General features: G+C 73.5%; 20 protein-coding genes. 10 read left to right on the top strand and 10 right to left on the bottom strand.

The features are described from left to right. The first annotated feature begins 25 nt into the window (after positions 1 to 25). A complete protein-coding gene (locus Ade02nite_RS23810) occupies positions 26 to 964 on the top strand; it encodes a helix-turn-helix domain-containing protein (RefSeq protein ID WP_203767989.1) in 939 nt (312 codons plus the stop codon). 8 nt (positions 965 to 972) lie between these two features. Here the strand turns inward: Ade02nite_RS23810 and Ade02nite_RS23805 are convergent, their stop codons facing one another. Genes Ade02nite_RS23805 through Ade02nite_RS23790 form a run of 4 tightly spaced genes read right to left on the bottom strand, consistent with a single transcriptional unit; the run spans position 973 to position 4,911 of the window. Next, positions 973 to 1,671: an HAD family hydrolase gene (locus Ade02nite_RS23805; protein ID WP_203767987.1), complete on the bottom strand. Its 699-nt coding sequence runs from the start codon at positions 1,669 to 1,671 to the stop codon at positions 973 to 975. After that, positions 1,671 to 3,188 (bottom strand): pyruvate, phosphate dikinase, encoded by a 1,518-nt coding sequence (locus Ade02nite_RS23800; protein WP_239169003.1) that lies wholly within the window; start codon positions 3,186 to 3,188, stop codon positions 1,671 to 1,673. The genes Ade02nite_RS23805 and Ade02nite_RS23800 overlap by 1 nt, the downstream gene beginning before the upstream one ends. Before the next feature lie 11 nt (positions 3,189 to 3,199). Next, positions 3,200 to 3,811, bottom strand: coding sequence for a transcriptional regulator (locus Ade02nite_RS23795; RefSeq protein ID WP_203767985.1), 612 nt, complete (start codon positions 3,809 to 3,811; stop codon positions 3,200 to 3,202). Further along, positions 3,808 to 4,911 (bottom strand): TetR/AcrR family transcriptional regulator, encoded by a 1,104-nt coding sequence (locus tag Ade02nite_RS23790; protein ID WP_203767983.1) that lies wholly within the window; start codon positions 4,909 to 4,911, stop codon positions 3,808 to 3,810. Before Ade02nite_RS23790 ends, Ade02nite_RS23795 begins: the two co-directional genes overlap by 4 nt. A gap of 115 nt (positions 4,912 to 5,026) precedes the next feature. On the opposite strand from Ade02nite_RS23790, the gene Ade02nite_RS23785 reads away from it, so the two are divergent. Then, positions 5,027 to 5,992, top strand: a complete 966-nt coding sequence (locus Ade02nite_RS23785; RefSeq protein ID WP_239169002.1) for an ATP-binding cassette domain-containing protein — start codon at positions 5,027 to 5,029, stop codon at positions 5,990 to 5,992. After that, entirely contained in the window at positions 5,989 to 6,789 is an 801-nt protein-coding gene (locus Ade02nite_RS23780) for an ABC transporter permease (RefSeq protein ID WP_203767968.1), read from the top strand. Before Ade02nite_RS23785 ends, Ade02nite_RS23780 begins: the two co-directional genes overlap by 4 nt. Here the strand turns inward: Ade02nite_RS23780 and Ade02nite_RS23775 are convergent. Then, positions 6,771 to 7,568, bottom strand: coding sequence for an alpha/beta fold hydrolase (locus Ade02nite_RS23775; RefSeq protein WP_203767966.1), 798 nt, complete (start codon positions 7,566 to 7,568; stop codon positions 6,771 to 6,773). The genes Ade02nite_RS23780 and Ade02nite_RS23775 overlap by 19 nt on opposite strands. A gap of 85 nt (positions 7,569 to 7,653) precedes the next feature. Between Ade02nite_RS23775 and Ade02nite_RS23770 the strand changes: the two genes are divergently transcribed. Next, positions 7,654 to 7,791 (top strand): hypothetical protein, encoded by a 138-nt coding sequence (locus Ade02nite_RS23770; protein WP_203767964.1) that lies wholly within the window; start codon positions 7,654 to 7,656, stop codon positions 7,789 to 7,791. Here Ade02nite_RS23770 and Ade02nite_RS23765 read toward each other — a convergent pair. Genes Ade02nite_RS23765 through Ade02nite_RS23755 form a run of 3 tightly spaced genes read right to left on the bottom strand, consistent with a single transcriptional unit; the run spans position 7,788 to position 9,898 of the window. Then, positions 7,788 to 8,594, bottom strand: a complete 807-nt coding sequence (locus tag Ade02nite_RS23765) for a TrmH family RNA methyltransferase (protein ID WP_379036503.1) — start codon at positions 8,592 to 8,594, stop codon at positions 7,788 to 7,790. The genes Ade02nite_RS23770 and Ade02nite_RS23765 overlap by 4 nt on opposite strands. Positions 8,595 to 8,599: 5 nt before the next feature. Continuing rightward, on the bottom strand, positions 8,600 to 9,187 hold the full coding sequence (locus Ade02nite_RS23760; protein WP_203767962.1) for a dihydrofolate reductase family protein: 588 nt from the start codon (positions 9,185 to 9,187) through the stop codon (positions 8,600 to 8,602). 33 nt (positions 9,188 to 9,220) lie between these two features. Further along, positions 9,221 to 9,898: a hypothetical protein gene (locus tag Ade02nite_RS23755; protein ID WP_203767960.1), complete on the bottom strand. Its 678-nt coding sequence runs from the start codon at positions 9,896 to 9,898 to the stop codon at positions 9,221 to 9,223. A gap of 243 nt (positions 9,899 to 10,141) precedes the next feature. Between Ade02nite_RS23755 and Ade02nite_RS23750 the strand changes: the two genes are divergently transcribed. After that, positions 10,142 to 11,287, top strand: a complete 1,146-nt coding sequence (locus Ade02nite_RS23750; RefSeq protein WP_203767958.1) for a MalY/PatB family protein — start codon at positions 10,142 to 10,144, stop codon at positions 11,285 to 11,287. A gap of 1,310 nt (positions 11,288 to 12,597) precedes the next feature. Next, the gene (locus tag Ade02nite_RS50355) at positions 12,598 to 13,791 is read left to right on the top strand and encodes an FAD-binding oxidoreductase (protein WP_275409940.1); all 1,194 of its coding nucleotides are present in this window, start codon (positions 12,598 to 12,600) and stop codon (positions 13,789 to 13,791) included. A gap of 21 nt (positions 13,792 to 13,812) precedes the next feature. Here the strand turns inward: Ade02nite_RS50355 and Ade02nite_RS23740 are convergent, their stop codons facing one another. Further along, positions 13,813 to 14,190: a cupin domain-containing protein gene (locus Ade02nite_RS23740; protein ID WP_203767951.1), complete on the bottom strand. Its 378-nt coding sequence runs from the start codon at positions 14,188 to 14,190 to the stop codon at positions 13,813 to 13,815. Next, complete coding sequence (locus tag Ade02nite_RS23735) at positions 14,180 to 15,469, bottom strand: MurL-like N-terminal domain-containing (protein WP_203768097.1); 1,290 nt, start codon at positions 15,467 to 15,469, stop codon at positions 14,180 to 14,182. Before Ade02nite_RS23735 ends, Ade02nite_RS23740 begins: the two co-directional genes overlap by 11 nt. A gap of 78 nt (positions 15,470 to 15,547) precedes the next feature. Between Ade02nite_RS23735 and murD the strand changes: the two genes are divergently transcribed. The 4 genes from murD (at position 15,548) to Ade02nite_RS23715 (ending at position 20,202) form a co-directional block, all read left to right on the top strand. Then, positions 15,548 to 16,897, top strand: a complete 1,350-nt coding sequence (murD, locus tag Ade02nite_RS23730; protein WP_203767949.1) for a UDP-N-acetylmuramoyl-L-alanine--D-glutamate ligase — start codon at positions 15,548 to 15,550, stop codon at positions 16,895 to 16,897. A gap of 2 nt (positions 16,898 to 16,899) precedes the next feature. Continuing rightward, positions 16,900 to 17,652 (top strand): hypothetical protein, encoded by a 753-nt coding sequence (locus Ade02nite_RS23725; protein ID WP_203767942.1) that lies wholly within the window; start codon positions 16,900 to 16,902, stop codon positions 17,650 to 17,652. Then, positions 17,649 to 18,089, top strand: a complete 441-nt coding sequence (locus Ade02nite_RS23720) for an LLM class flavin-dependent oxidoreductase (protein ID WP_203767940.1) — start codon at positions 17,649 to 17,651, stop codon at positions 18,087 to 18,089. Before Ade02nite_RS23725 ends, Ade02nite_RS23720 begins: the two co-directional genes overlap by 4 nt. Positions 18,090 to 18,189: 100 nt before the next feature. Next, positions 18,190 to 20,202, top strand: a complete 2,013-nt coding sequence (locus tag Ade02nite_RS23715) for a HoxN/HupN/NixA family nickel/cobalt transporter (protein ID WP_203767939.1) — start codon at positions 18,190 to 18,192, stop codon at positions 20,200 to 20,202. Positions 20,203 to 20,365 lie beyond the last annotated feature (163 nt).

The raw sequence follows: 20,365 nt of genomic DNA, 5'->3' as shown, positions 1-20,365 counted from the left end.
CGACAAGCCCCGTACACTTTCGGACATGGCCACGATCGCGATCGCCGCCACCGACGGCATGCTCCACTTCGAGCTCGCGACGGCCTGCGAGATCTTCGCCCTCGACCCGTCCGGCCTGGCCGACCCGTGGTACGACCTGGTCGTCTGCGGCAGCGGCCCGGCCGGCCTGGGCAGGTTCCGCGTCGACCCCGACGACGGCCTCGACCGGCTCGCCCGAGCCCACACCGTGATCGTCCCCTCGGTGGCGGACGTCGACGCCGACCCGCCACCCGACCTGATCGACGCCGTCCGCGCGGCCCACGAGGCGGGCGCCCGCATGGTGTCGCTCTGCACCGGCGCCTTCGTGCTGGCCGCCGCCGGCATCCTCGACGGCCTGCGCGCGACCACCCACTGGGCCCACACCGAGGTGCTGGCCGCCCGCTATCCCCGGGTGCGGGTCGAGCCCGACGTGCTGTACGTCGACAACGGCGCCGTGCTCGCCTCCGCCGGCAAGGCCGCCGCCATCGACCTGTGCCTGCACCTGATCCGCCGCGACCACGGCTCGACGGTCGCCAACGCCGTCGCCCGCCGCCTCGTCGTGCCCCCACACCGGGCCGGCGGCCAGGCTCAGTTCGTCGCCACCCCGGTGCCCGCCCGCGACGACCATCCGCTGGCCGCCCTCTTCCCCTGGGTCCTGGCCCGGCTCGACCAGCCGCTGACCGTCGAGGACCTGGCCCGCCGGGCCGGCATGAGCTCGCGCAACCTGGCCCGGCACTTCCGCGCCGTCACCGGCACGACCCCGTTGCAGTGGCTGTCCACCCAGCGCCTCCGCCGAGCCCAGGAGCTCCTCGAACGGACGGACCGCCCCATCGACACCATCGCCTCGGCCGCCGGCATGGGCACGGCGGCGACGTTGCGGCGCCACTTCAACAGGACGCTGGGTGTCCCACCGGAGACCTATCGCCGCACCTTCCGGGGCGCCTAGCTCGTCGGTCACACCAGCGTCAGGATCTCGGTCAGGGCCGAGATGGGGGGAACGCCGGAACGTGCGGCTGCCGCGTCGCGTCTCAGCGCGAAACCCGGGTAGCCGAGCCGGGCGGCGGCGACGATCATCTCGGCTTGGTCGTCCACATAGCAGGTCTGCTGTGGCGGCGTCCCCAGGGCGTCGCCGGCCGCCCGGTAGATCGCCGGGTCGGGCTTGGTGCATCCCAGCTCACCGGCGACAGCGAAGCACCTGAAGTAGCCGCCCAACCCGATCTGCTCGTACCGGTGCCGTAGCGACTCCGCGCTGACCAGGCTGTCGGTGACCACCGCCATCGGGACGCCACGCGCGTGCAGCCGATCGAGCGTGGAAAGCACGTCGGGGTAGAGCCGCATCCGATGAGGGTCTGCGCCGTTCATCTCGTCGATCAGTGCTCGCGGCGGCCGCCCCATGCCGAGCTCGGCCAGCACGGCGCGGCAATAGTCGTCCCAGCCTCGGGGGTGCGCGGCGCGATCGAGCATGGCGGCGCCGGACCGGAACGCGTGGGGCAGATCTTCCACGGGCGCTGCCGGCCAGTGCCGCAGCAGGATCCTTCGGAGCTCGTCGCTGGTCGCCCGGGCCGGGGGAGCGGGCCGCACCAGCGTGCCGCAGGAGTCGAACAGGACCGCGCGCAGCGACGCGCGGGGCCGCCGGGCCCTCGGCCGGCGCATCACGCCGCGATATCGCGGAGCCGGGCCTGGGCATCGCTGAGGCGCTGCTCGGCCGATCTCGGTGATCGGTCTCCGCTGACCGCGTCGGCCCAGTCGAGGAGGCGGTGAAGATGACCGTCGGCGCCGGCGTCGTCGGCGCCCGGATCGCCGATCACGATCTCCCCGCCGGAACCGTCGAGGGTGATGATCGTGCCTTCGCCGAGGACCCGTTCGCCGGCCCGTACGGACCGCGCCGCGGTGTCGACGGTGAGGGCCGTCGCGCCCACCACCGCGGGCTTGCCCATGGCTCGCGCGACGATGGCGGCATGGCTGGTGGGCCCGCCTTTGCTGGTGACTATCCCGCCGGCTGCGGCCAAGCCGTGCATGTCCAGGGGCGAGGTGGTGGGACGGACGAGGATCACCGGCCCGTCGGCCGCCATCTCGGCGGCGCGATCGGCGGTGACCGCGAGGCGGCCCGTGGCGACGCCCGGACTGGCGCCCCGGCCGCGAGCGAGCACCTCGACCCCGTCGCCGGTGCGTACGCGAGGCGTGTGAGCCTGGCGGAGATGGTGCGGTGTGATGCGGCGAAGCGCCGTTCGCCGGTCGATGAGATGCTCCTCGGCGAGGTCGACGGCGGTGCGGATCGCGGCGCGCGCGGTGAGGCCGCCGGGCCTGACCTGGAGCAGCCACAGGCGCCCGGCCTCGAAGGTGAACTCGACGTGGCAGGCGTCGCCGTAGTGCCGTTCGAGGCGGTGCAGGGCCGCCCGGAGGTCACGCCAGACGCCCGGTGCCCGGTGGGCGAGCTCGGCCAACGGCCTGGTGGTGGACTCTCCGGAGACGACGTCCTCACCCTGCCGGCCGAACAGGACATCCCCGTATGGCTCGTTGCGCCCGGTGTTCGGGTCGCGGCTGAAGGCGACCCCGGTGCCGCTGCGCCGGTCACGGTTGCCGAAGACCATCGCCTGCACGATCACGGCGGTCCCGAGGTCGTGCGGGATGCCGTGCAGTTCCCGATAGGTGGTGGCGCGGGGGGTCCGCCACGAGGAGAAGACAGCCCCGACCGCCGCGCGCAGCTGACTCATGGCGTCGTCGGCGACGTCCCCGGCCCCGCCCGCGGCCGCCGCGAAGCTGATGAGGAACCGCCGGCGGGCCTCCTGCGCGAAGCCGGGGTCGGCGGTCTCGGCGGCCAGCGCGGCCGTCGCGTCCCGGGTGAGACCGAGATTGAGGACGGTGTTCATCATGCCGGGCATCGACACCGCGGCCCCGGACCGCACCGAGACGGCCAGTGGGCGTTCCCGCCCGCCGAAGCGCCGTCCGGTGGCGGCCTCGAGGTCCCGGACGGCGACGGCCAGCTCGGCGTCGAGGCCGGCCGGGAACCGTCCGATGCGCAGATGGGCGCGACAGGCTCGGGCGTCGATGACGAATCCCGGCGGGACCGGCAAGCCCAGCCGCCGCAGGACGATCAGGCCGCGGGCCTTGGCGCCGAGCAGATCCGCCGGTCCGTCGCTGTCCGCGGCAAGGGGGTGGAGGAATCTCATCGCGATCGGGCTCACTGACGCGGGATGCCGAGGGTGGCGAGGAGGTCTTCGTGCAGCTGGAACCACACCGTGTGGTACGAGGTCATGCTCTCCGTGAGATGTTCGAGCTCACCGGAACGGGCTCGGTCGAGTGCCGTGGTGAGCCGGGCCCGATACCGCCGGAACCGGGGCAACGCGGCGGACAGCTCGCCGCAGACGGGGTCGGCGCGCCGGTCGAGGTCGACGAACCGGTCCAGGATCCGAGCGTCGTAGCCGCCGTCGGAGTGATCGTTCGGCGCCGCGCTCCCGTCCACGGCACGCAGATGCCACGCGGAGCACAGCTCCAGCAACTCCGGATTCAGCACCATGAACCGCTCGTACGCCGTGGAGATCGCCGCCCGGGCGCCGGCGGCGGCGAGCTCCTCGGCGGTCGACCTGGCGTCCTCGGCACGGCCGGCGTCGGTGAGCCCCCACCCGCCGAACTGCCCGCCGGTGCGGGTCACCAACCCGGCGACGGCCAGGTCGATCAGGTCGGATTCCGCCTCCGCCTCGGCGAGGCCGGCCGCGTCGGCCACACGGGACAGTTCCGCGAACCCGATGCAGCGCAACACGTGCAGCACGACCGGTCTGGTGGAGCTGGTCATCGGGCACCCTCCCCGCGCCGCGGCCGGGCCGGGACGGGGCTCGTCCCCGCCGCATAGGCGGCCCCTCGGCCGTGGGCGCGGGCCACGATCTGCCCGGCCGCCACGCGCACCGCTTCTTCGGTGTCCTCGCCGGCCTCGGCGCCGAGGGCGGAGGCGAGTGCGGCCCGATTGTCGAGGACGAGACGCAGGGAGGGCCGGAACGCGGGCCCGAACACTCGTCGCAGGCAGAGGAGGAGGGCGGTGAGCCGCAGCCGGACGAGCGCTCCGCTCTCGGCCGGGTCCGCCGTCACGATCGCGACGGTGACGAGATCACCGGGGCGGGCGGCGCGCACCGCTTCCTCCGCTGCGCTGAGCCGGCCGGTGCCGAGGACGACGACCAGGCCGTCACCGTCCAGGTCCGCCGGCGCACCGGTGATCTCGTCGGTCAGCCCCGCCGGCGGCGTCCAGTCGTCGCGGCACGGTCGCGCGGCGGCCACGAACGGCAGATGGGGCGGGTCCCAGGTGTCGCCCGCGTCGAGGCCGGCGAGCTGCCGGCAGGCGCGTGCCACGTCGAACGGGTCGCCGAAGCCGGGCGCCACCTGAGCGAGGTGACTCGCGCCGTTCAGCAGGGTGAGGATCGTTTCGGCGAGGCGCACCCGCCGGCCGGCGCGGCGGGCCCGGCACGACTCCAGCGCGAGGGCCAGCAGCAGGCTCTCCAGCCGGGTGACCTCGGCCAGCGCGGTGCGCCCGGGATCGTCGTCGAACACGCCGGTCAGCGACAGCGACCTCAGCTTGCCGGCGGGCGGTGCCTCGCCGGCCAGCGGAAGCCTCTCCAGCCAGGCCCGGGCGAACGCCTCCGCGCCGCTTGCCGCGTCGACGGGCTCGGCTGTCGCCGCGTCGTCCTCCGCCGGAACCGGCAGCGAGTCGAGCAGCACCGCCAGGTAGAGCGATCGCTTGCTGGGGAAGTTGGAATAGACGGCGCCTCGGGTGAGCTCGGCCCGGGCGGCGATGCGGTCGACCTTCGCCTCGGCGTAGCCGTGCTCGGCGAATTCCGCGGTCGCCGCGGCGAGCACCGAAGCGCGCGTGCGCACCTGTTGTTGCGCTCGAGTCAGCCGGACCATGGGGCCCTCTTTACGGGATGCACGCGATCAGCATACGGTAATCATCCGGATGATGAGAACATCCGAAAGTCACGGGCATGGGAAAGTCGTGAGCATCCGAGAGGGAAGAGGTCCGGTGGCCGACTATGGTCTGGAAACGCACGAGCTCGCCAAACGCTTCGGCCGCACGACCGCCCTCGACGGCGTCGACCTCGCCCTGCCCCGCGGCCAGGTCCTCGGCCTGCTCGGCCCGAACGGCGCCGGCAAGACCACCCTCATCCGCATCCTCGCCACCCTGCTGAGGCCGGACGCCGGAACGGCTCGCGTCGCCGGTCACGACGTGACGCGCCAACCGGCACAGGTTCGCCGCCACATCGCGCTGTCCGGGCAGCACGCCAGCGTCGACGAGGAGATCGACGGAAGGGCGAACCTCATCATGATCGGCCGGCTGCTCGACCTGCCCCGGCGCGACGCCGCCCGCAGGGCCGACGAGCTGCTCGCCCGATTCGGCCTGACCGAGGCCGGCACCCGGCGCGTCGCCACGTACTCCGGAGGCATGCGCCGCCGCCTCGACCTCGCCGTGAGCCTCGTCGGGCGGCCCCGAGTCGTCTTCCTGGACGAGCCTTCCGCCGGGCTGGATCCCGGCAAGCGCGAGGAACTGTGGCAGATGATCCGTGACCTCGGCGCCGAGGGGGTCACCGTGTTGCTGACCACCCAGTACCTGGAAGAGGCGGACGCCCTCGCCGACACCATCGTGGTCATCGATCACGGGCGGGTCGTCGCCGCCGGCACCCCGCCGGAGCTGAAGCGACAGGTCGGCGGGCACACCGTGACCGTGCGGGTCAGCGATCCGGCCGCCGCCGGCCGGGCCGCCGCCGTCCTCGCCGGCGTCACCGGCCGCGAGCCCGAACGATCGGCCCGGCATCAACTCGCCGTACCCGTGACCCGCGACGACGACCTCGTCCGGATCACCGCTCAGCTGCACCGGGAGGCCGTCGAGGTCAGCGAGCTCTCGCTCCGGCTGCCCAGCCTCGACGAGGTCTTCCTCGCGCTGACACACACGCCCGCGATCGTCCCCGCACCGCAAAGGCCGCAATCATGACAACGCCGACCCATGTCCTGGCATCGCCGCACCGGTCACCGCGGTGGCTGCGGCACAGCCTCGTCCTCGCCCGCCGCAGCCTGGCGAAAACCTCCCGAAACCCGGGGACCGTCGTCAACGGCGTCGTCACGCCGGCCCTGTTCCTCGTGCTCTTCCTCTCTCTGTTCGGCAATGCGCTGGCCGGCGCGACCAGCGACTATCTGCAATACCTGTTTCCCGGCATCCTCGTCATGGGCGCCGGGCTCACCGGCCTCGTCTCGACCGGCACCAACATCAACATCGATCTCAAGAACGGCGTGACCGATCGCTTCCGCAGCCTGCCCATCAGCCGCCTGGCACCCCTGCTCGGCTCCGTGCTCGCCGACATCGTCCGCTACCTGGCCGCCGTCGCCATCCTGTACCTGATCGGAACGGCCCTCGGGTTCCGCAGCGACGGCGGGCTCGCGCCGGCCCTCGCAGCGATCGGCCTCGCCGTTCTGTTCGGCTTCTGCCTCAGCTGGATCACCGTGTTCCTCGGCGTCGCGCTCAAGAGCGCCGAAGCCGTCCTGGCGTTCAGCTTCCTCACCTTCCTGCCGCTCCAACTCGGCACCAGCCTCGCCACGCCCGCCGCCGGCCTCCCGGGCTGGCTCCAGGCATGGGTGACCCTCAATCCGGTGACCGCGGCCATGGACGCCTGCCGCGCTCTGCTCAACGGAACGCCGGCCGGCGACTCGATCACCACCACGCTGATCTGGTGCGCGGCGATCTTCCTGGTCTTCTGCCCGCTGGCCGTGTCGGCCTACGGCCGCCGCGAATGACCATGCGGCGCCGCCGTTCCGAGGGTTTGTCCCTGTCGGGGCAGGGAGAGCAGTGCCTCCACCATCGCGTCGGGCGCGCGCAGCGGCACGAAGTGATCGGCGCCGGGCAGGCGCACCAGGCGGCAGCCGGGGATGCGCCGCGCCGCCTCGACGCAGGCCGGGACGAACGACGGGCGCTCCAGCTCGCCGAGCAGCAGCACGCTGGGCGTGGCGACCTCCTCCAGCCGGGACCACGCGTCGCCGTCGCCGGCGAGGAAAGCGCCGCCCCCGTTGAGCCAGAAGCGGACCGCCGAACGCAGCAGGTCGACGACGAGCGGGTCGCGCCCGGCCCGCGCCCACCGGGCGACGCCCTGCTCGACGAAGACGTCCGGATCGGGGCTGTCCGGCTCGTCGTCCGGGTCGTGCACGGCCGGGGCGCCGGAGATGCCGGGGCAGGCCAGCGCCAGCCCGCGGACCCGATCCGGCTCGGCGAGGGCGAGATCGAGCGCGGTGCCGCCGCCCATGCTGCACCCGGCGAACAACGCCGGCCCGACGTCGAGCAGGTCGAGCACCCGGCGGAGATCGTCCAGCCGCGAGAACCGCCCGGCCGGCGGCGCGGACCGGCCGAAGCCCCGCACGTCGTAGCGGATCAGCCTGTGCTGCCCGCGGAGCCGCTCCCAGACCGGATCCCAGATGCGCGCGTCGCCGACTCCCGGATGCAGCAGCACGACCGGCGGCAGGTCACCGCCGGTGTCCTCGGCCCAGAGAACCCCGTCACCCAAGTCGATCAATCGCTCCACGGCGACGACCCTGCCACACCCTCCCCCTCCGCGGGGAAGCGCGGAGTCGGCGTTGCCGGCGGTCACGATGATCTAGTCTCGTGCCGTGGATGGGGAGATCACCATCGGGTCGGCATTGTTCTGGCTGCTGGGGGTGGCCGTGCTGTATCGGGTGATCCGGACGGCCGTCGCCCACGGCATCGCCGACGCCGAGGAGAAGCGGCGTAAGGCGGCCCGGCGTTAGATCTCCGGGTCGTCGCGGCCCAGCTCCCAGAAGGCGACGGCGGCCGCCGCGGCGACGTTGAGGGAGTCGACGTTGCGGCGCATGGGGATCTTGACGGGGATGTCGCTGGCGGCCATCGCGTGTTTCGACAAGCCGGGGCCCTCGGCGCCCAGCAGCAGGGCTGTCCGCTCGCGTTGGGCCGGGGACAGTCGTTGCAGGGCCACGGCGCCGGGGTCGGGGGTCAGGGCCAGCACGGTGAAGCCGGCGTCGCGCAGGGTTTGCAGGCCGGACGGCCAGGGCTCCAGCGTCGCGTACGGGACGGCGAAGACCTCGCCCATGCTCACCCGCACGCTGCGGCGGTAGAGCGGGTCGGCGCACGTCGGCGACAGCAGCACCGCGTCGATGCCGAGGGCCGCGGCGCCCCGGAAGACCGCGCCGATGTTCGTGTGGTTGTTGACGTCCTCCAGGACCGCGACGCGGCGAGCGGTCTCGACCACCTCCAGAGCCGACGGGAGCGGCCTGCGGTGGAACGACGCGAGCACGCCCCGGTGCACGTGGAAGCCGGTGACCTTCTCCAGCACCGCCGGGACCGCCGCGTAGACGGGCGCGTCGCCGGGCAGGTCGGCTATCTGGCCGGTGCGCTTCGCGTCGATCAGGTACGACCGTGGGCGGTAGCCGGCGCGCAGGGCCCGGCGCAGCACCAGCTCGCCCTCGGCGATGAACAGGCCGTTCGGCGGCTCCCACTTCGTGCGCAGTTCGAGGTCGGTCAGCGCGTGGTAGTCGCCCAGCCGCTCGTCGTCCGGGTCGGTGATCTCGTGAATCACAGGTGTCAGTCCACCCGGTACGTCAGGTGGGTGGCGTGGCCCGAGGCGCGCACGTGGATCTGGCGCAGCTGCCGCGGCGAGGCGCCGTCGAACAGCGGGGTGCCCGCGCCGAGCAGCACGGGGGACAGGTGCAGCCGCAGCTCGTCGACGACGCCGGCTTCGATCGCACTCCGGATCACGGCGCCGCCGCCCATGATGACCACGTCGCGGTCGTCGGCCAGCACGGTCGCCTTGGCCACGGCGCTGCGCACGCCGTCGACGACGAAGCTGAAGCGCTCGCCCAGGCGTACATGATCGGGGGGATTGGACGTCACCACCAGCACGGGGGGAGCGGCGTTGAGGCCCGCGCCGTACCCCATCTCGTCGCTCCAGCCGTGCGGGCCGTCGACGATGTCGAAGAGCGCGCGGCCCATGACCACGGCACCCGTCGCGTCGGTCGTCTCCTGGAGCACGGCACGGTCGATCGCGTCGCCCTCGAAGACCCACCGGTGCAGCGCCTCCCCGCCGGTGCCGAGCCCGTTGTCGAGACTCGGGCCGGGGCCGGTGACGAACCCGTCCAAGGACACCGAGATGTCCGCGACCACCTTTGTCATGCCCGCTCCCTTCTCCTGGAGCGAGCATGCCACTCAGGTCTTCGGGATCAGACGGCCACCCGTCCAGGCGAGCCCGGTGCCGGCGGCGAGCAGCAGCAGGGCACCCACGGTCGGCAGCGGCCGTGGAGCTTCGGCACCCGCTCCCAGGGCAACGGCGGCGAGCATCAGGAGTACGCCGTCAGCGGGGTTGACGAGGCGCGAGCGGAACACCGCCCAGCCCAGCACCGCCCAGCCCGCACCGGCCGTGGCGGCGGCCGTCACCGCGACGAGGTGCAGCTGCTCGGCGGCGAGCGGGCTGCCGGCGGCCACGGTGCCCTCCGGCAGGGCGGCCATCGGCAGGGTCAGCATCGTGCCGCCCAGGCCCAGCAGCAGCCCGGTCAGCGCCGAGCGGCGGCTGCGGGTGCCGGCGAGCAGCCCGGCGAGCCCGATCATGGCGACGGCGCCGAGCCAGTTCGCGGCCAGCTCGACGAGGAGCGGACCGGGCGGCGTGTCGATGCCGAGCGTGGTCCAGCCGTAGAGCAGGGCGGCCGCGGGCAGCGCCCACAACGCGAGCCGGGCGTAGCGGCGCACGCTCCAGACCCAGACGGCCTCCCGTACCGGAAGGACATGATCGTGTCCCGCGGAGCCGGCGGCCGGGCTCGCGGCCCCGACCCACGCCGGAGAGACCCGCAGCGGTCGCCCGCTGGCCGTGCGGTGATGGCTGATGGTCATGGCTGTGCCCTCGCGTCGGCTCGAGCCGAACGGCCGGGGGCGCCGCCGGGAATCCTTGCAGCAGCCTTGCAAAGACCCGGCAAGCTCGCAGCCGATTCACAGAAATCCGTGGTCCAGGCCGCCTCATGCTTCGCACTGAACGCCTCCTGCTCCGCCGGTGGCACGGCGGGCGGTGGCGGGGCGGTTGGACGGGAGGCGTTCCGTGGTCTACCGGTTGCGCAACCCGCGAGCCAGGATGGACCCATGAGCGAGCTGGACGTGGCGCCGCTGGCCGAGCTGCGGCGGCGGCGCAGCGCCAAGTGGCGGACCTTTCCCGACGACGTGCTGCCGCTGTTCGTGGCCGAGATGGACTACGGCCTCGCCCCGCCCGTCACGGCCGCGCTCACCGAGGCGGTGCGCCGCGGCGACATGGGATATCCGGCGTCCACTCCGGAGCTGGGCAAGGCGCTGGCGGGTTTCGCGGGCCGACAGTGGGGCTGGGAGATCGACCCCGGCCGCGTCACCGCGGTCACCGACGTCGGCGTGGGCGTGGTGGAGCTCCTGCGCGCGCTGACCCGGCCGGGCGACCCCGTGGTGATCAGCCCGCCGGTCTATTCGCCGTTCTTCGACTGGGTGCCCGAGACCCGCGGGCGGATCGTCGAGGTGCCGCTGACCCGCGACGACTCCGGCTATCGCCTCGATCTGGCCGCCCTGGAGGCCGCGTTCGCCACCCACCCGGCCGCGTACGTCCTCTGCAATCCGCACAATCCCGTCGGCCGCGTGCACACCGCCGGCGAGCTGGCCGAACTGGTGCGCCTGGCCCGCCTCTACCGGGTGCCCGTGATCAGCGACGAGATCCACGCCCCGCTGACTTTGCCCGGCGCGGTGTTCACCCCACTGCTCACCGTCCCCGGCGCGGCCGAGGTGGCGGTCAGCGTCGTCTCGGCGAGCAAGGCCTTCAACCTGGCCGGCCTGAAATGCGCGGCGGTGGTCACCGCGGGCTCCCGCATGGCGGAGGTGGTGTCCCGCTTCCCCGCCGACCCGGACGATCGCGTGGGTCACCTGGGCGTCCTGGCCTCGATAGCCGCCTTCACCGAGGGGGACGCGTGGCTGGCCGACCTGCTCTCCACCCTCGCGGGGCGCCGCTCCCAGCTGGGCGACCTGCTGCGCGACCACCTGCCTCAGCTGAGCTGGACCCCGCCGGAGGCGACGTACCTGGCCTGGCTGGACGCCTCGGTGCTGGGGCGCGACGCCGAGCCGCGCGACCACTTCCTCACGAAGGGGCGGGTGGCGCTGGAGGCGGGGACCCGCTACGGGGCGGTGGGGTCGGGTTACGTGCGCCTCAACTTCGCCACCAGCCCCGAGATCCTCACCGACGCGGTCACGCGGATGGCCGCCACCATGCCCTGATCGCGCTCCGCGTTTGTCGCCGTCCCCTCCGCGGCCGCCTGGCCCGGCGCTGTCGCCTGCCGGGCGTTGGGGAGTAGTGCCGAAATGCGGTGGTTTGCCGCAGTACCGTGGAACTGATCGGGGGATCCGCTCAGCGGGGGTGTGTCGAGGTGTCGTCCGGGTCGGGCTCGGGTTCCGGGGCGGACCAGCACTTGCTGGCGCTGCTGCGGGCGATCCGGCTGCGCCAGGCCGCCCCGGACGCGGTCGCCGCCGGCGTCGCCGACACCGCGGCGGCGCTGACCGAGCTGGCGGGTGAGCTCGGCGGCCGTGCCGGACACGGAGCCGGCCCTCCGGGCCACGGCGGAGCCGAGTCTCATGGGCCGGGCCGGGTCTCGGGCGGCGAGAGCGGCGCGGTTGAAGGAGAGCATCCCGCGCTTCCGCCCGGCGAGGCGCACAACGCCCTCCCGCCCGGCACGTCTCGGCTGGGGCTGCCCGCGGGGCCGCCGCACCCGGTGATCGAGGGCGGGCCCGGCCAGGTTCGTCCGCGGTGGGCCGCTCCTCAGGCCGCCACTCCTCAGCCCGCCGCTCCTCAGCCCGCCGTGACCGAATCCGATCAGCCGAGTCCCCTGCCCTTCGAGCGGCCCGGCGGTGGGCCACCCCGGGGCGGGGGACACGTCATACCGTCGCCGATGGCGGACGCCGGCGAGCCGCCGCACTTCGACGACCAGCCGGGCGCGCGCACGGACGTACCGATGGGTGGGCGCAGCTTTTGGGACAAAAGCCCGATCAGGCCCGTATCGGCTCGCCCCCGTGACCGGCGGCTGATAGAAGACTCCGAGCGTGGTCGCGGGAGCCGCGGTGATGCCGGCCTGTTCGGCGACGCCGCGGCGGCCGATGAGGCGGGCGACGCGTCACCGCTCGGACGGCAGGGTGGCAGTGGTTTCGAGCTGTCCGGTGGAACCGAGGCCGGGGGTTTCGACGCCGAGGGTGGGACCGAGGTCGTGGGGCGGCCCAATCGGAATCGGTTCGCGGGGTTGCCCGTTCGCCGGCCGGGGTCGTCGGTGCGCCCTGTCGGCGAGGGACAGTCCGAAGTCGAGGCGCGGCCGATCCTGGGCGATGGCACAGGAACGGAGACCGGCGCTCCTTCCGGCGGCGGTGCTGGGACCCGTTCTTCGCTCGGGGGTAATGCTGAGTCTCGTTCTTCGCTCGGAGGTGGTGCGGGGACTCGTTCTCCCTTCGGCGGTGCTGCGGGGGCAGGGGCCCGGCCTCGGTGGGCCAGTGGGGAGCATGACGCTCCGGCCGGGCGGCCAGGGCTGCGGCGGCTTCCCGGCATGGACCTGCCGCATGTGATGCCGCCGCTGGTCTCGGCGCGGCGGGGTAACGCCGGGGACGGCATGGACCCGGCCGACGACGCGCTTCTGCGGCAGACGCAGCGGATGCTCGGCACGAGCCTGACCTTCGCGGGTGGGCCGCACGAGGTGGCGGCGCGGCTGCGGGCGGCGCTGTTGCAGGCGCATCCGTCGCTGCTCGCGACGCTGCCGGGTGGTGCCGCCACGCAGACGGCGCAGCTCGCGGCGGCCGTGACGTGGCTGGTGCACAACCTGGACCGGCCGCCGGTGCTGGTGGACGGGTGCGGGCGGCTCGGTGCGGCGCTGGCGGCCTGCGGGGTCAAGGCGGGTCAGCTTCAGCTCGTGGGCGCGGCGCTGGCCGAGGCGATGCGGGCGGGCATGTCGGCGGGGCAGTGGCGGCAGGACTTCGACGTGGCCTGGCGGTCGACGTGGCAGCACGCCTATGAATGGATTGTGCATGGTGGAGCTTCCGCGGCCTACGCGCCGCCGGTGTGGGACGCGGTCGTGGTCGAGCACCAGTTGCGGCGGTCGGACCTGGCCGTCGTACGGCTGAGACCGATTTTGCCCATGCCGTTCCGAGCCGGGCAATACGCGCGCATCCAGGTGCGGGAACTACCCGCGATCTGGCGGCCCTATTCGCTGGCGGGCGCGCCGGCGCGCGACGACGTGGTCGAGCTGCACGTACGGGCGAAAACGGCCACCGGCGTCAGCGCGGCGCTCGTGCACCGGACCCGGGTGGGCGACCGGGTGCGGCTGAGCCGGGCGGAGGGCGCGATGACGCTGCCGCCGGACCCCGAGCGCAACCTGCTCATGATCGCCGGCGACACCGGCGTGGTGCCGTTCAAGGCGCTGCTCACGCAGCTGGCCGAGACGGACGACCCGCGGTCGGCGGTGCTGTTCTGGGGCGTACGGACCTTGAGCGAGCTGTACGACATCGACGAGCTCACCGAGATCGCGCGGGCCGCCCGCCGCGCGACCGTGGTGCCGGTCGTCGCCGAGGGCGACCCGGGCCCGTACGCGTCAGGCCTCGTCACCGACGCCGTGGCCGCCTACGGCGAATGGTCGGGTCACGACGTGTTCCTCGCCGGCCCGCCGCTGATGCTCGCGGCCACCACCGCGGCCCTGCACCAGCTGGGCGTCGCCCCGGACCAGGTCCACCACGACCCGCCGGAGTGAGCCCGCCCGGCGAACGAGGTGTCAAGCCGGCTGCGGTACCGCGTACCCCGGAATGGACGGCCACCGCACCGTCAGCACCACCGACTCCTCCTCGGCCACCCACGAGTGGTCGACGCCGCGTCCCCAGATCACGTAGTCGCCCGGCTCCGTCAGGACCACCGTGCGGTCCGGCAGTTCCACGTGGAAGCGCCCACTGATCAGCATGAGCAGGGCGGTGCGCTGCTCGCCCGTCACCCACTGCGCGCGCCGGTCGCCCTTGGGGTGGCGGCCCCATTTCACCTCGACCTCGGCGCTGTGGCGCGGGTCGTCCGGCGGGCGGAAGTGGCCCAGCAGCCAGCCCTTCTCCTCCGGGGCGTCTACGTCAGCCTTGCCGACGTAGATCGCGCCGTCAGAGGGCATCGGTCAGGACCTTGGCGTACGCCGCCGGAACGAACGTCGGGCCGCCGGGCGTCAGCACGTCGTCGCGGGACGCCGCCGCCCACGCGGACGCGGGCACCGCCTCGCGCAGCGCCACCAGCACCGGCGCGTCGTCGTCCAGCATGGAGAGCGCCACCAGCGACTCCTCGACCTCGCCCACGCACTCGAACGGCTTGTGCGCGTCGATGCCGAGCAGTTCCAGGAAGCCGGGGATCTGGGCCGGGTCGGCGAACAGGTCCTTGCCGAAGATGCGGGTCAGCCGGGCGCGGTCCATCGCCGGGGCCATCGCCAGGAAGACGAACCGGCACTTCGGGCAGTCACCGCACCAGCGGGCCGTCGGGTCGTGCAGCTTGAACGCCTTGTTGCAGCTCGTGACGACGTCGTCGTAGCGGTCGTGCCGGGCGTACAGCTGGGCGATGTGCAGCTCGGAGAGCGAGCGCAGCAGCGAGAAGTAGGGCTCGGTGAGGCCGGCGTGCGCGGTGACCGCGGCCCGCAGCAGGCCCTCGGCCGCGACGCCCTTGGACCACTGGTGGTTGACCTCGTGACCGTTCCAGATCAGATTGGGGTCGGAGGCGGAACGCTCGTTCGACATGACGACCGGGCCGAGGCCGTGCCAGACGGCGGTGGCGATCGCGATCAGCGAGTTGATCGCGGTGACCGGGATGTGGCCGTTCAGCGCGCCGGCCTTGTTCAGCTCGAACAGGCGCGGGTCGAGCTGCCGGCGGGCGGCGAGCGCATCGAGGCCCGAGGCGGCGTTCACGTTCTTGATGACCGGGTTGGGGTTGACCGAGAACGGCACCGGGTCGAGCCCGGCCGCGCGCAGGATCTCCAGGGTGACGATCGAGTCCTTGCCGCCGCCGACAGCGGACAGGGGGCGGCCGCCCGAGTTGTCTTGTTTGTCGGCGAGGACAGCGCCGCCGGGCACCTCGACGACCGCCTCGAGCACGTGCGGCAGCTGGTTGCGGTACGCGTACTCCGCCATGCCCTTGGTGTAGACCGCGGTGAAGAACTCGGCGGCCGCCGGGGGCACCGGCTTGGGGGCGACGATCCGGCGGGGCGCGCCGACCTTGAAGTAGCTCACCCCGGCCACGACATGCAGCAGATCGAGGACGCGGTGCAGCGCCGGCGGGACCTCGCGGGCGTCCGGCGGCACCGGCAGCGTGATCGTCTCCGTGAACGACAGAGGCGACGGGCCGTCGAGCACGTAGTCGAACGTCGCGACGCCGGTCGACGGGTCGAAGGCGTACGAGGGGAAGCGCATGACGTCGAACTGCACCCGGAAACTCCTGTCGTGGGACCGACCGGCAATACTAGTGCGACTCATCGAGGAGGGGACGACGTGCGCCTGGCAGACCTGAAGGGCCGCTCGGTGGCGGTGTGGGGCACCGGCCGGGAGGGGCGGGCCGCGGTCACCGCGATCGCCGCGCACGGCCCGTCGCGCCTCATGGCGGTCGACGACAGCGCCAACTTCCTGTCCGTGCCGTGGGAGTCCCCGCTGGCCGACCTCGCCCCGCTGGCCGGTGGCGATCACGCCTTCCCGGCCCTGGTGAGCGCCGACGTGGTCGTCCGGTCGCCCGGTGTGCCGCAGACCCACCCCTGGATGGCCACGCTGCGCGAGCGCGGCGTCACGGTCACGGGCGGTAGTGCGCTCTGGATGGCCGATCACGCGGAGCGCACGATCGGCGTCACCGGCAGCAAGGGCAAGAGCACCACGTCGAGCCTGATCAGTCACCTGCTCGCGGCGGCCGGCCGGCCGAACGTGTTCGGGGGCAACATCGGCGTACCGCTGCTCGATCTGCCCGAGGCCGAGCAGTACGTGCTGGAGCTCTCCAGCTATCAGTGCGCCGACCTCACCGATTCGCCGCGCGTGGCCGTGGTGACCTCGCTCTTCCCCGAGCACCTGGACGCGCACGGCGGCGAGCGCGAGTACTACCGCGACAAGCTCAACATCCTGCGGCACAACCCGGACCTGATCGTCGTGAACGGCGCCGACGAGCGGCTGCGCGACGAGATCCGCGGGGTCACGGACGCGAACGGCTTCCCGCCGGTGCCCGCGGCGGCCGGCGACTCGCGCTTCCGCATCGAGGACGACACGGTCTACTGCTCGGACGAGCCGCTCTTCCCGCGGTCGGTGCTCCGGCTCAAGGGCGCGCACAACGGCCGCAACCTCTGCGTCGCGCTGGCGGTGCTCGACGGTCTCGGCTTCGACGTGCCCGGGCAGAAGGACGTGCTCGCCGAGGCGGTCGCCGCGTTCGAGGGCCTGCCGCACCGGCTCGCCGAGATCGAGGACCCGTCCGGCGTCACCTTCGTCGACGACACGCTCTCGACGAGCCCCTACGCGACCATGCACGCCATCGACGCGTACGCGGGCCGGCCCTTGACCGTGCTCGTGGGCGGCAACGACCGCGGCCTCGACTACTCGCCGCTGCGCGACTTCCTGCGCGACAAGCGGCTCACCGTGATCGGCCTGCCCGACAGCGGCCCCCGCATCGTGGCCGAGCTGGCCGGTCTCCCCGGCGTCGACACCCACCTGGCCGACGACCTCGCTTCGGCGGTACGGCTGGCGCGCGAGCTCACCCCGTCCGGCGGCGCCGTGCTGCTCTCGCCGGCCGCGCCGAGCTACGGCCAGTTCCGCAACTTCGAGCACCGCTCCGAGGTCTTCGTCGAGGCGATCCGCGAGTCCGCCTGACCGTGGCCTGGTCGACGTCGCGGGACGTGCGCGAGCTCACCGCCGCGGCGGGCGAGTTCCTGGCGGCCCGGCCGGTCGACCACACGCTGCTGCTGACCGAGGCCGCCTACCTGACGGCCCGGCCCAGCACGGCCCCCGATCAGCTCTACGGCTGGTGGCGCTCCGGCGGCGGCGACGTGACCGGGGCGTTCCTGCGGGCGCCCGCGCACCCGCCGATCCTGTCGTGCCTGCCGCGCGCGGCGATCGAGGAGCTGCCGTACGCCCTGCCCGGCGCGGACCGCCTCGGGGTGGACGCGCGGACGGCCGGCCTGATCCCCGGCTTCGACCGCGAGATCTTCCGCGTCACGGTGCATCGGCTCCGCGAGGCGCCACCGATCCCGCCGGTGCCCGGCCGCGCCCGGATCGCCGTCCCGTCCGACCGCCCGCTGCTGGCCGAGTGGTTCCACCGGTTGATGGCCGAGGCTCCCGACGACCCCACCGAGCAGGCGTACGTGGTGGACGAGCCCTTGGCCCGCGGCGGCATCACGCTGTGGGAGGTGGACGGCGTGCCCGTGGCCATGGCCGGCAGCAGCCCCACGGTCGCCGGCATGGTCCGCGTCGGCCCGGTCTACGCCGCCGGCGGCCCGCACGCCGCTTTCGAGGCCGCCTGCGCCGCCGCCCGCTCCCACGCCCGCGACGTCCTCGTGCTGGGCGCCGGCGCTCCCGGGTTCGAGCCGGTGCTCGATCGCGTCCTTCTGGCACGATCCGGCACATGAGTGTCGTGCAGCACGCCGTCGGGTTGCCGACGGTAGGGGAGTTCGGGGACGTCCGGGCGCTGCCGGATCTCGCGGTCGCGGTCGAGGAACGCGGCTGGGACGGCGTACACCTCTGGGATCATCTCCTCTGTCACCAGCGGGACTGGCCGGTGACCAGTTCCGTCGTGGCGGCCTCGGCCATCGCCGCGTCCACCAGCCGGATCCGGATCGTGCTGACCGGTGCCCTGCCGCGCCGCCAGGTGCAGGACGTCGCGCAGGACACGGCGGCGCCGGCCGCGCTGGGATCGATGGACCGGGAGTACGCCGATTTCGGGCTCGACCCGGACCTGCGCGCGCGGCGCCGGGGGCTGGACGAGCGGCTCGGCACGCTGACGGAGTTGTGGGACCGCTGGGGAGCGCCGCCGATCCCGGTCTGGTGCGCCGGCCGGCGGCCGTGACGCGGCGGCGGCCCGCATCGCGCAGGGTGCGCCCTCGATCTGACACATCCGCGGCGCCGGCGGCTCCGAATCCCGTGCACCAGAGGTGAGGGGGATCGTCATGGCGGACAACGGCAGGCGTGGCTCGATCGTCGCGATGGCAGTGGTCGTCGCGCTGCTGCACGGTGCGGGGATCGCGTCGCTGAGCGGCGGGCTGGTGGGTGTGGGCATCGTCGCCTACCTGCTGGGGGTGCGGCACGCTTTCGACGTACGGCAACTTGCCCTGATCGCCGAGACCCGCTGGGAGGGCCGCCGTCCGGTGACGGTGGGCTTCTGGTTCTCGCTGGGCTCGGCCACCACGTTCTTCACGGTGACGTTCCTGCTGGCGATGGCGCTGCCCGGCGTGCTGCCCGGCAACACCGGCTTCTTCCTGGGCATCCTGGCCGTCTTGAACGTGGTGGTGCTGATCTCCGCTCTGATGGCCCGCCGCCAGGGCTACGACCCGTCCGCCGCCCGCTACGGCCTGCTGGGCCGCCTGAGCCGCTGGGTGCGCCGCCCCTGGCAGCTCTTCCCGGTAGGCGTGATCGTCGGCTTCGGCCTGCTCATCGCCGCCGAGTGCGGCCTCCTCCTGCTCGCCGCCGCCTCCACCGCCCCCGGCCTGCCCTTCAGCGCGATCATCGTCCCGCCCCTGTTCTTCGCCGCCGGCATGTGCCTGGCCGGTGCCATCCAGGGTGTACGCATGACAGCCGCCCGAACCGCCCGCACCGTCTTCACGGGCCTGGCCGCCGCCGGCACGATCGTCGCCGCCTTCGCGGAGGCGGGGGTGGGCTTCGGGTCGCTCGCGGAGGGCCCGCTCGCCGAGATAGCCCAGGCCCTGCTGAACTGGCCCGTCCTCGCCCTGCTGCTGGTCGCCGCCGCGGTGGTTGTGCCGGCCGTACGCCGCTATCGCCGCCGCCAGGGGGCCGGCTCCGCTGCCCGTCCCGTCCCCGCTGCCCGTCCCGTCCCTGCTGTCCGTCCCGTCCCCGCTGCCCGTCCCGTCCCCGCTCCCGTTCCACCCACCCCTGCCGCCCGGCGGTTCGCCTCAGCCCGACCGGCTGTTGCTGCCCGGCCATCGGCCGCTGCTCAGCCGGCTCCTGCTGCCCAGTCGTCCGGCGATGCGGCATCGCCCACCACCCGGGCGGCCGTCACCCCGCCCGGCCGTGACCGGAAGTTCGCCGGGGGACGGGCATCGGTTTCGGGCAATCCCGTAGCCCCGGTGTCGGTCCCGCCTCCCGCTCGTGTCCCGGCTTCGGTTCCCGTTTCGCCACCCGGTGCGGTTGTGGCTTCCCCGCCCGCATCGGTTCCGCCCCCGGGCGCGGTTGTCGCCTCCGCGCCCGTGTCGGTTCCGCCGGCCGATCCGGCTGTCGCTTCGGTTTCCCCCGCCGCGTCGGCTCTGTCGTCCAGTGGTCCCGCGACGCGAATCGACAGCCAGGTCACCGAGATCGCCGTCGTCACCGGGGCGGGTGCCGGGCTGGGACGGGCGATCACGTTGGGGCTGGCCGCTGCCGGTTACGGCGTCGTCGCGGTCGACCCCGACCCGGAAAGCGCCGAGGCATGCGCGACACAGGCATGGGCCTACGGCGTCCCCGCCCGCGCGATGGCTGCCGACGTGCGCGACCCGGGCTTCGTCGAGCGCATCGTGGCCGCAGCCGGCGAACTGGGCTCTCCGGACGGCCCCGCCGTCCTGGTCAACAGCGTCGCCGGCTGGATCGCCGAGCGCTACCCGCAGGCCGACACCTGGGTGCCGCCCACCCTCGACGTCACCGAAGCCACCCTCCTGAGCACCCTCCTCCTCGAACCCATGCGCTCCCGCGGCGGCGGCGCCATCGTCAACGTCATAGCCGGCGGCGCGGGCACCGACCGAGAGGCCCAGCTGATCCGCGCGACCGAAAGCCTCGCCGCCCAGGCAAGCCGCTTCGACGTCCGCGCAATGTGCGTAGCCACCGACCGCCTCATTGTCCCCGCCGCCGACGTGCTCACCACCGTCCTGGACCTGATCCACAGCGGCACCCCCGGCACAGTCACAGAACTCCGCGGCGGCCAGCCACCCCACCAGCGCCCGAACCCCATCCGAGCAACCGCCCAGGTGGCCTGAACCCAACCCGCTCCGACATCCAGGCCATGGCCGCTCCGAACACCCTGCTCGCCGAGCCTGTCCCGTCGGCCAGCTCGTCCGTTGGCCAGCCAGCCCGGCCAACTCGTCCGTGGCAACCAGCCCCGGCCAGCTCGTTGCCGGCCAGCCTGGGCGTTGGCCCGCC

Origin of the sequence: Paractinoplanes deccanensis (assembly GCF_016862115.1) — a bacterium.
Taxonomy (GTDB): domain Bacteria; phylum Actinomycetota; class Actinomycetes; order Mycobacteriales; family Micromonosporaceae; genus Actinoplanes; species Actinoplanes deccanensis.
This window is presented reverse-complemented; position numbering and strand designations above follow the sequence as displayed.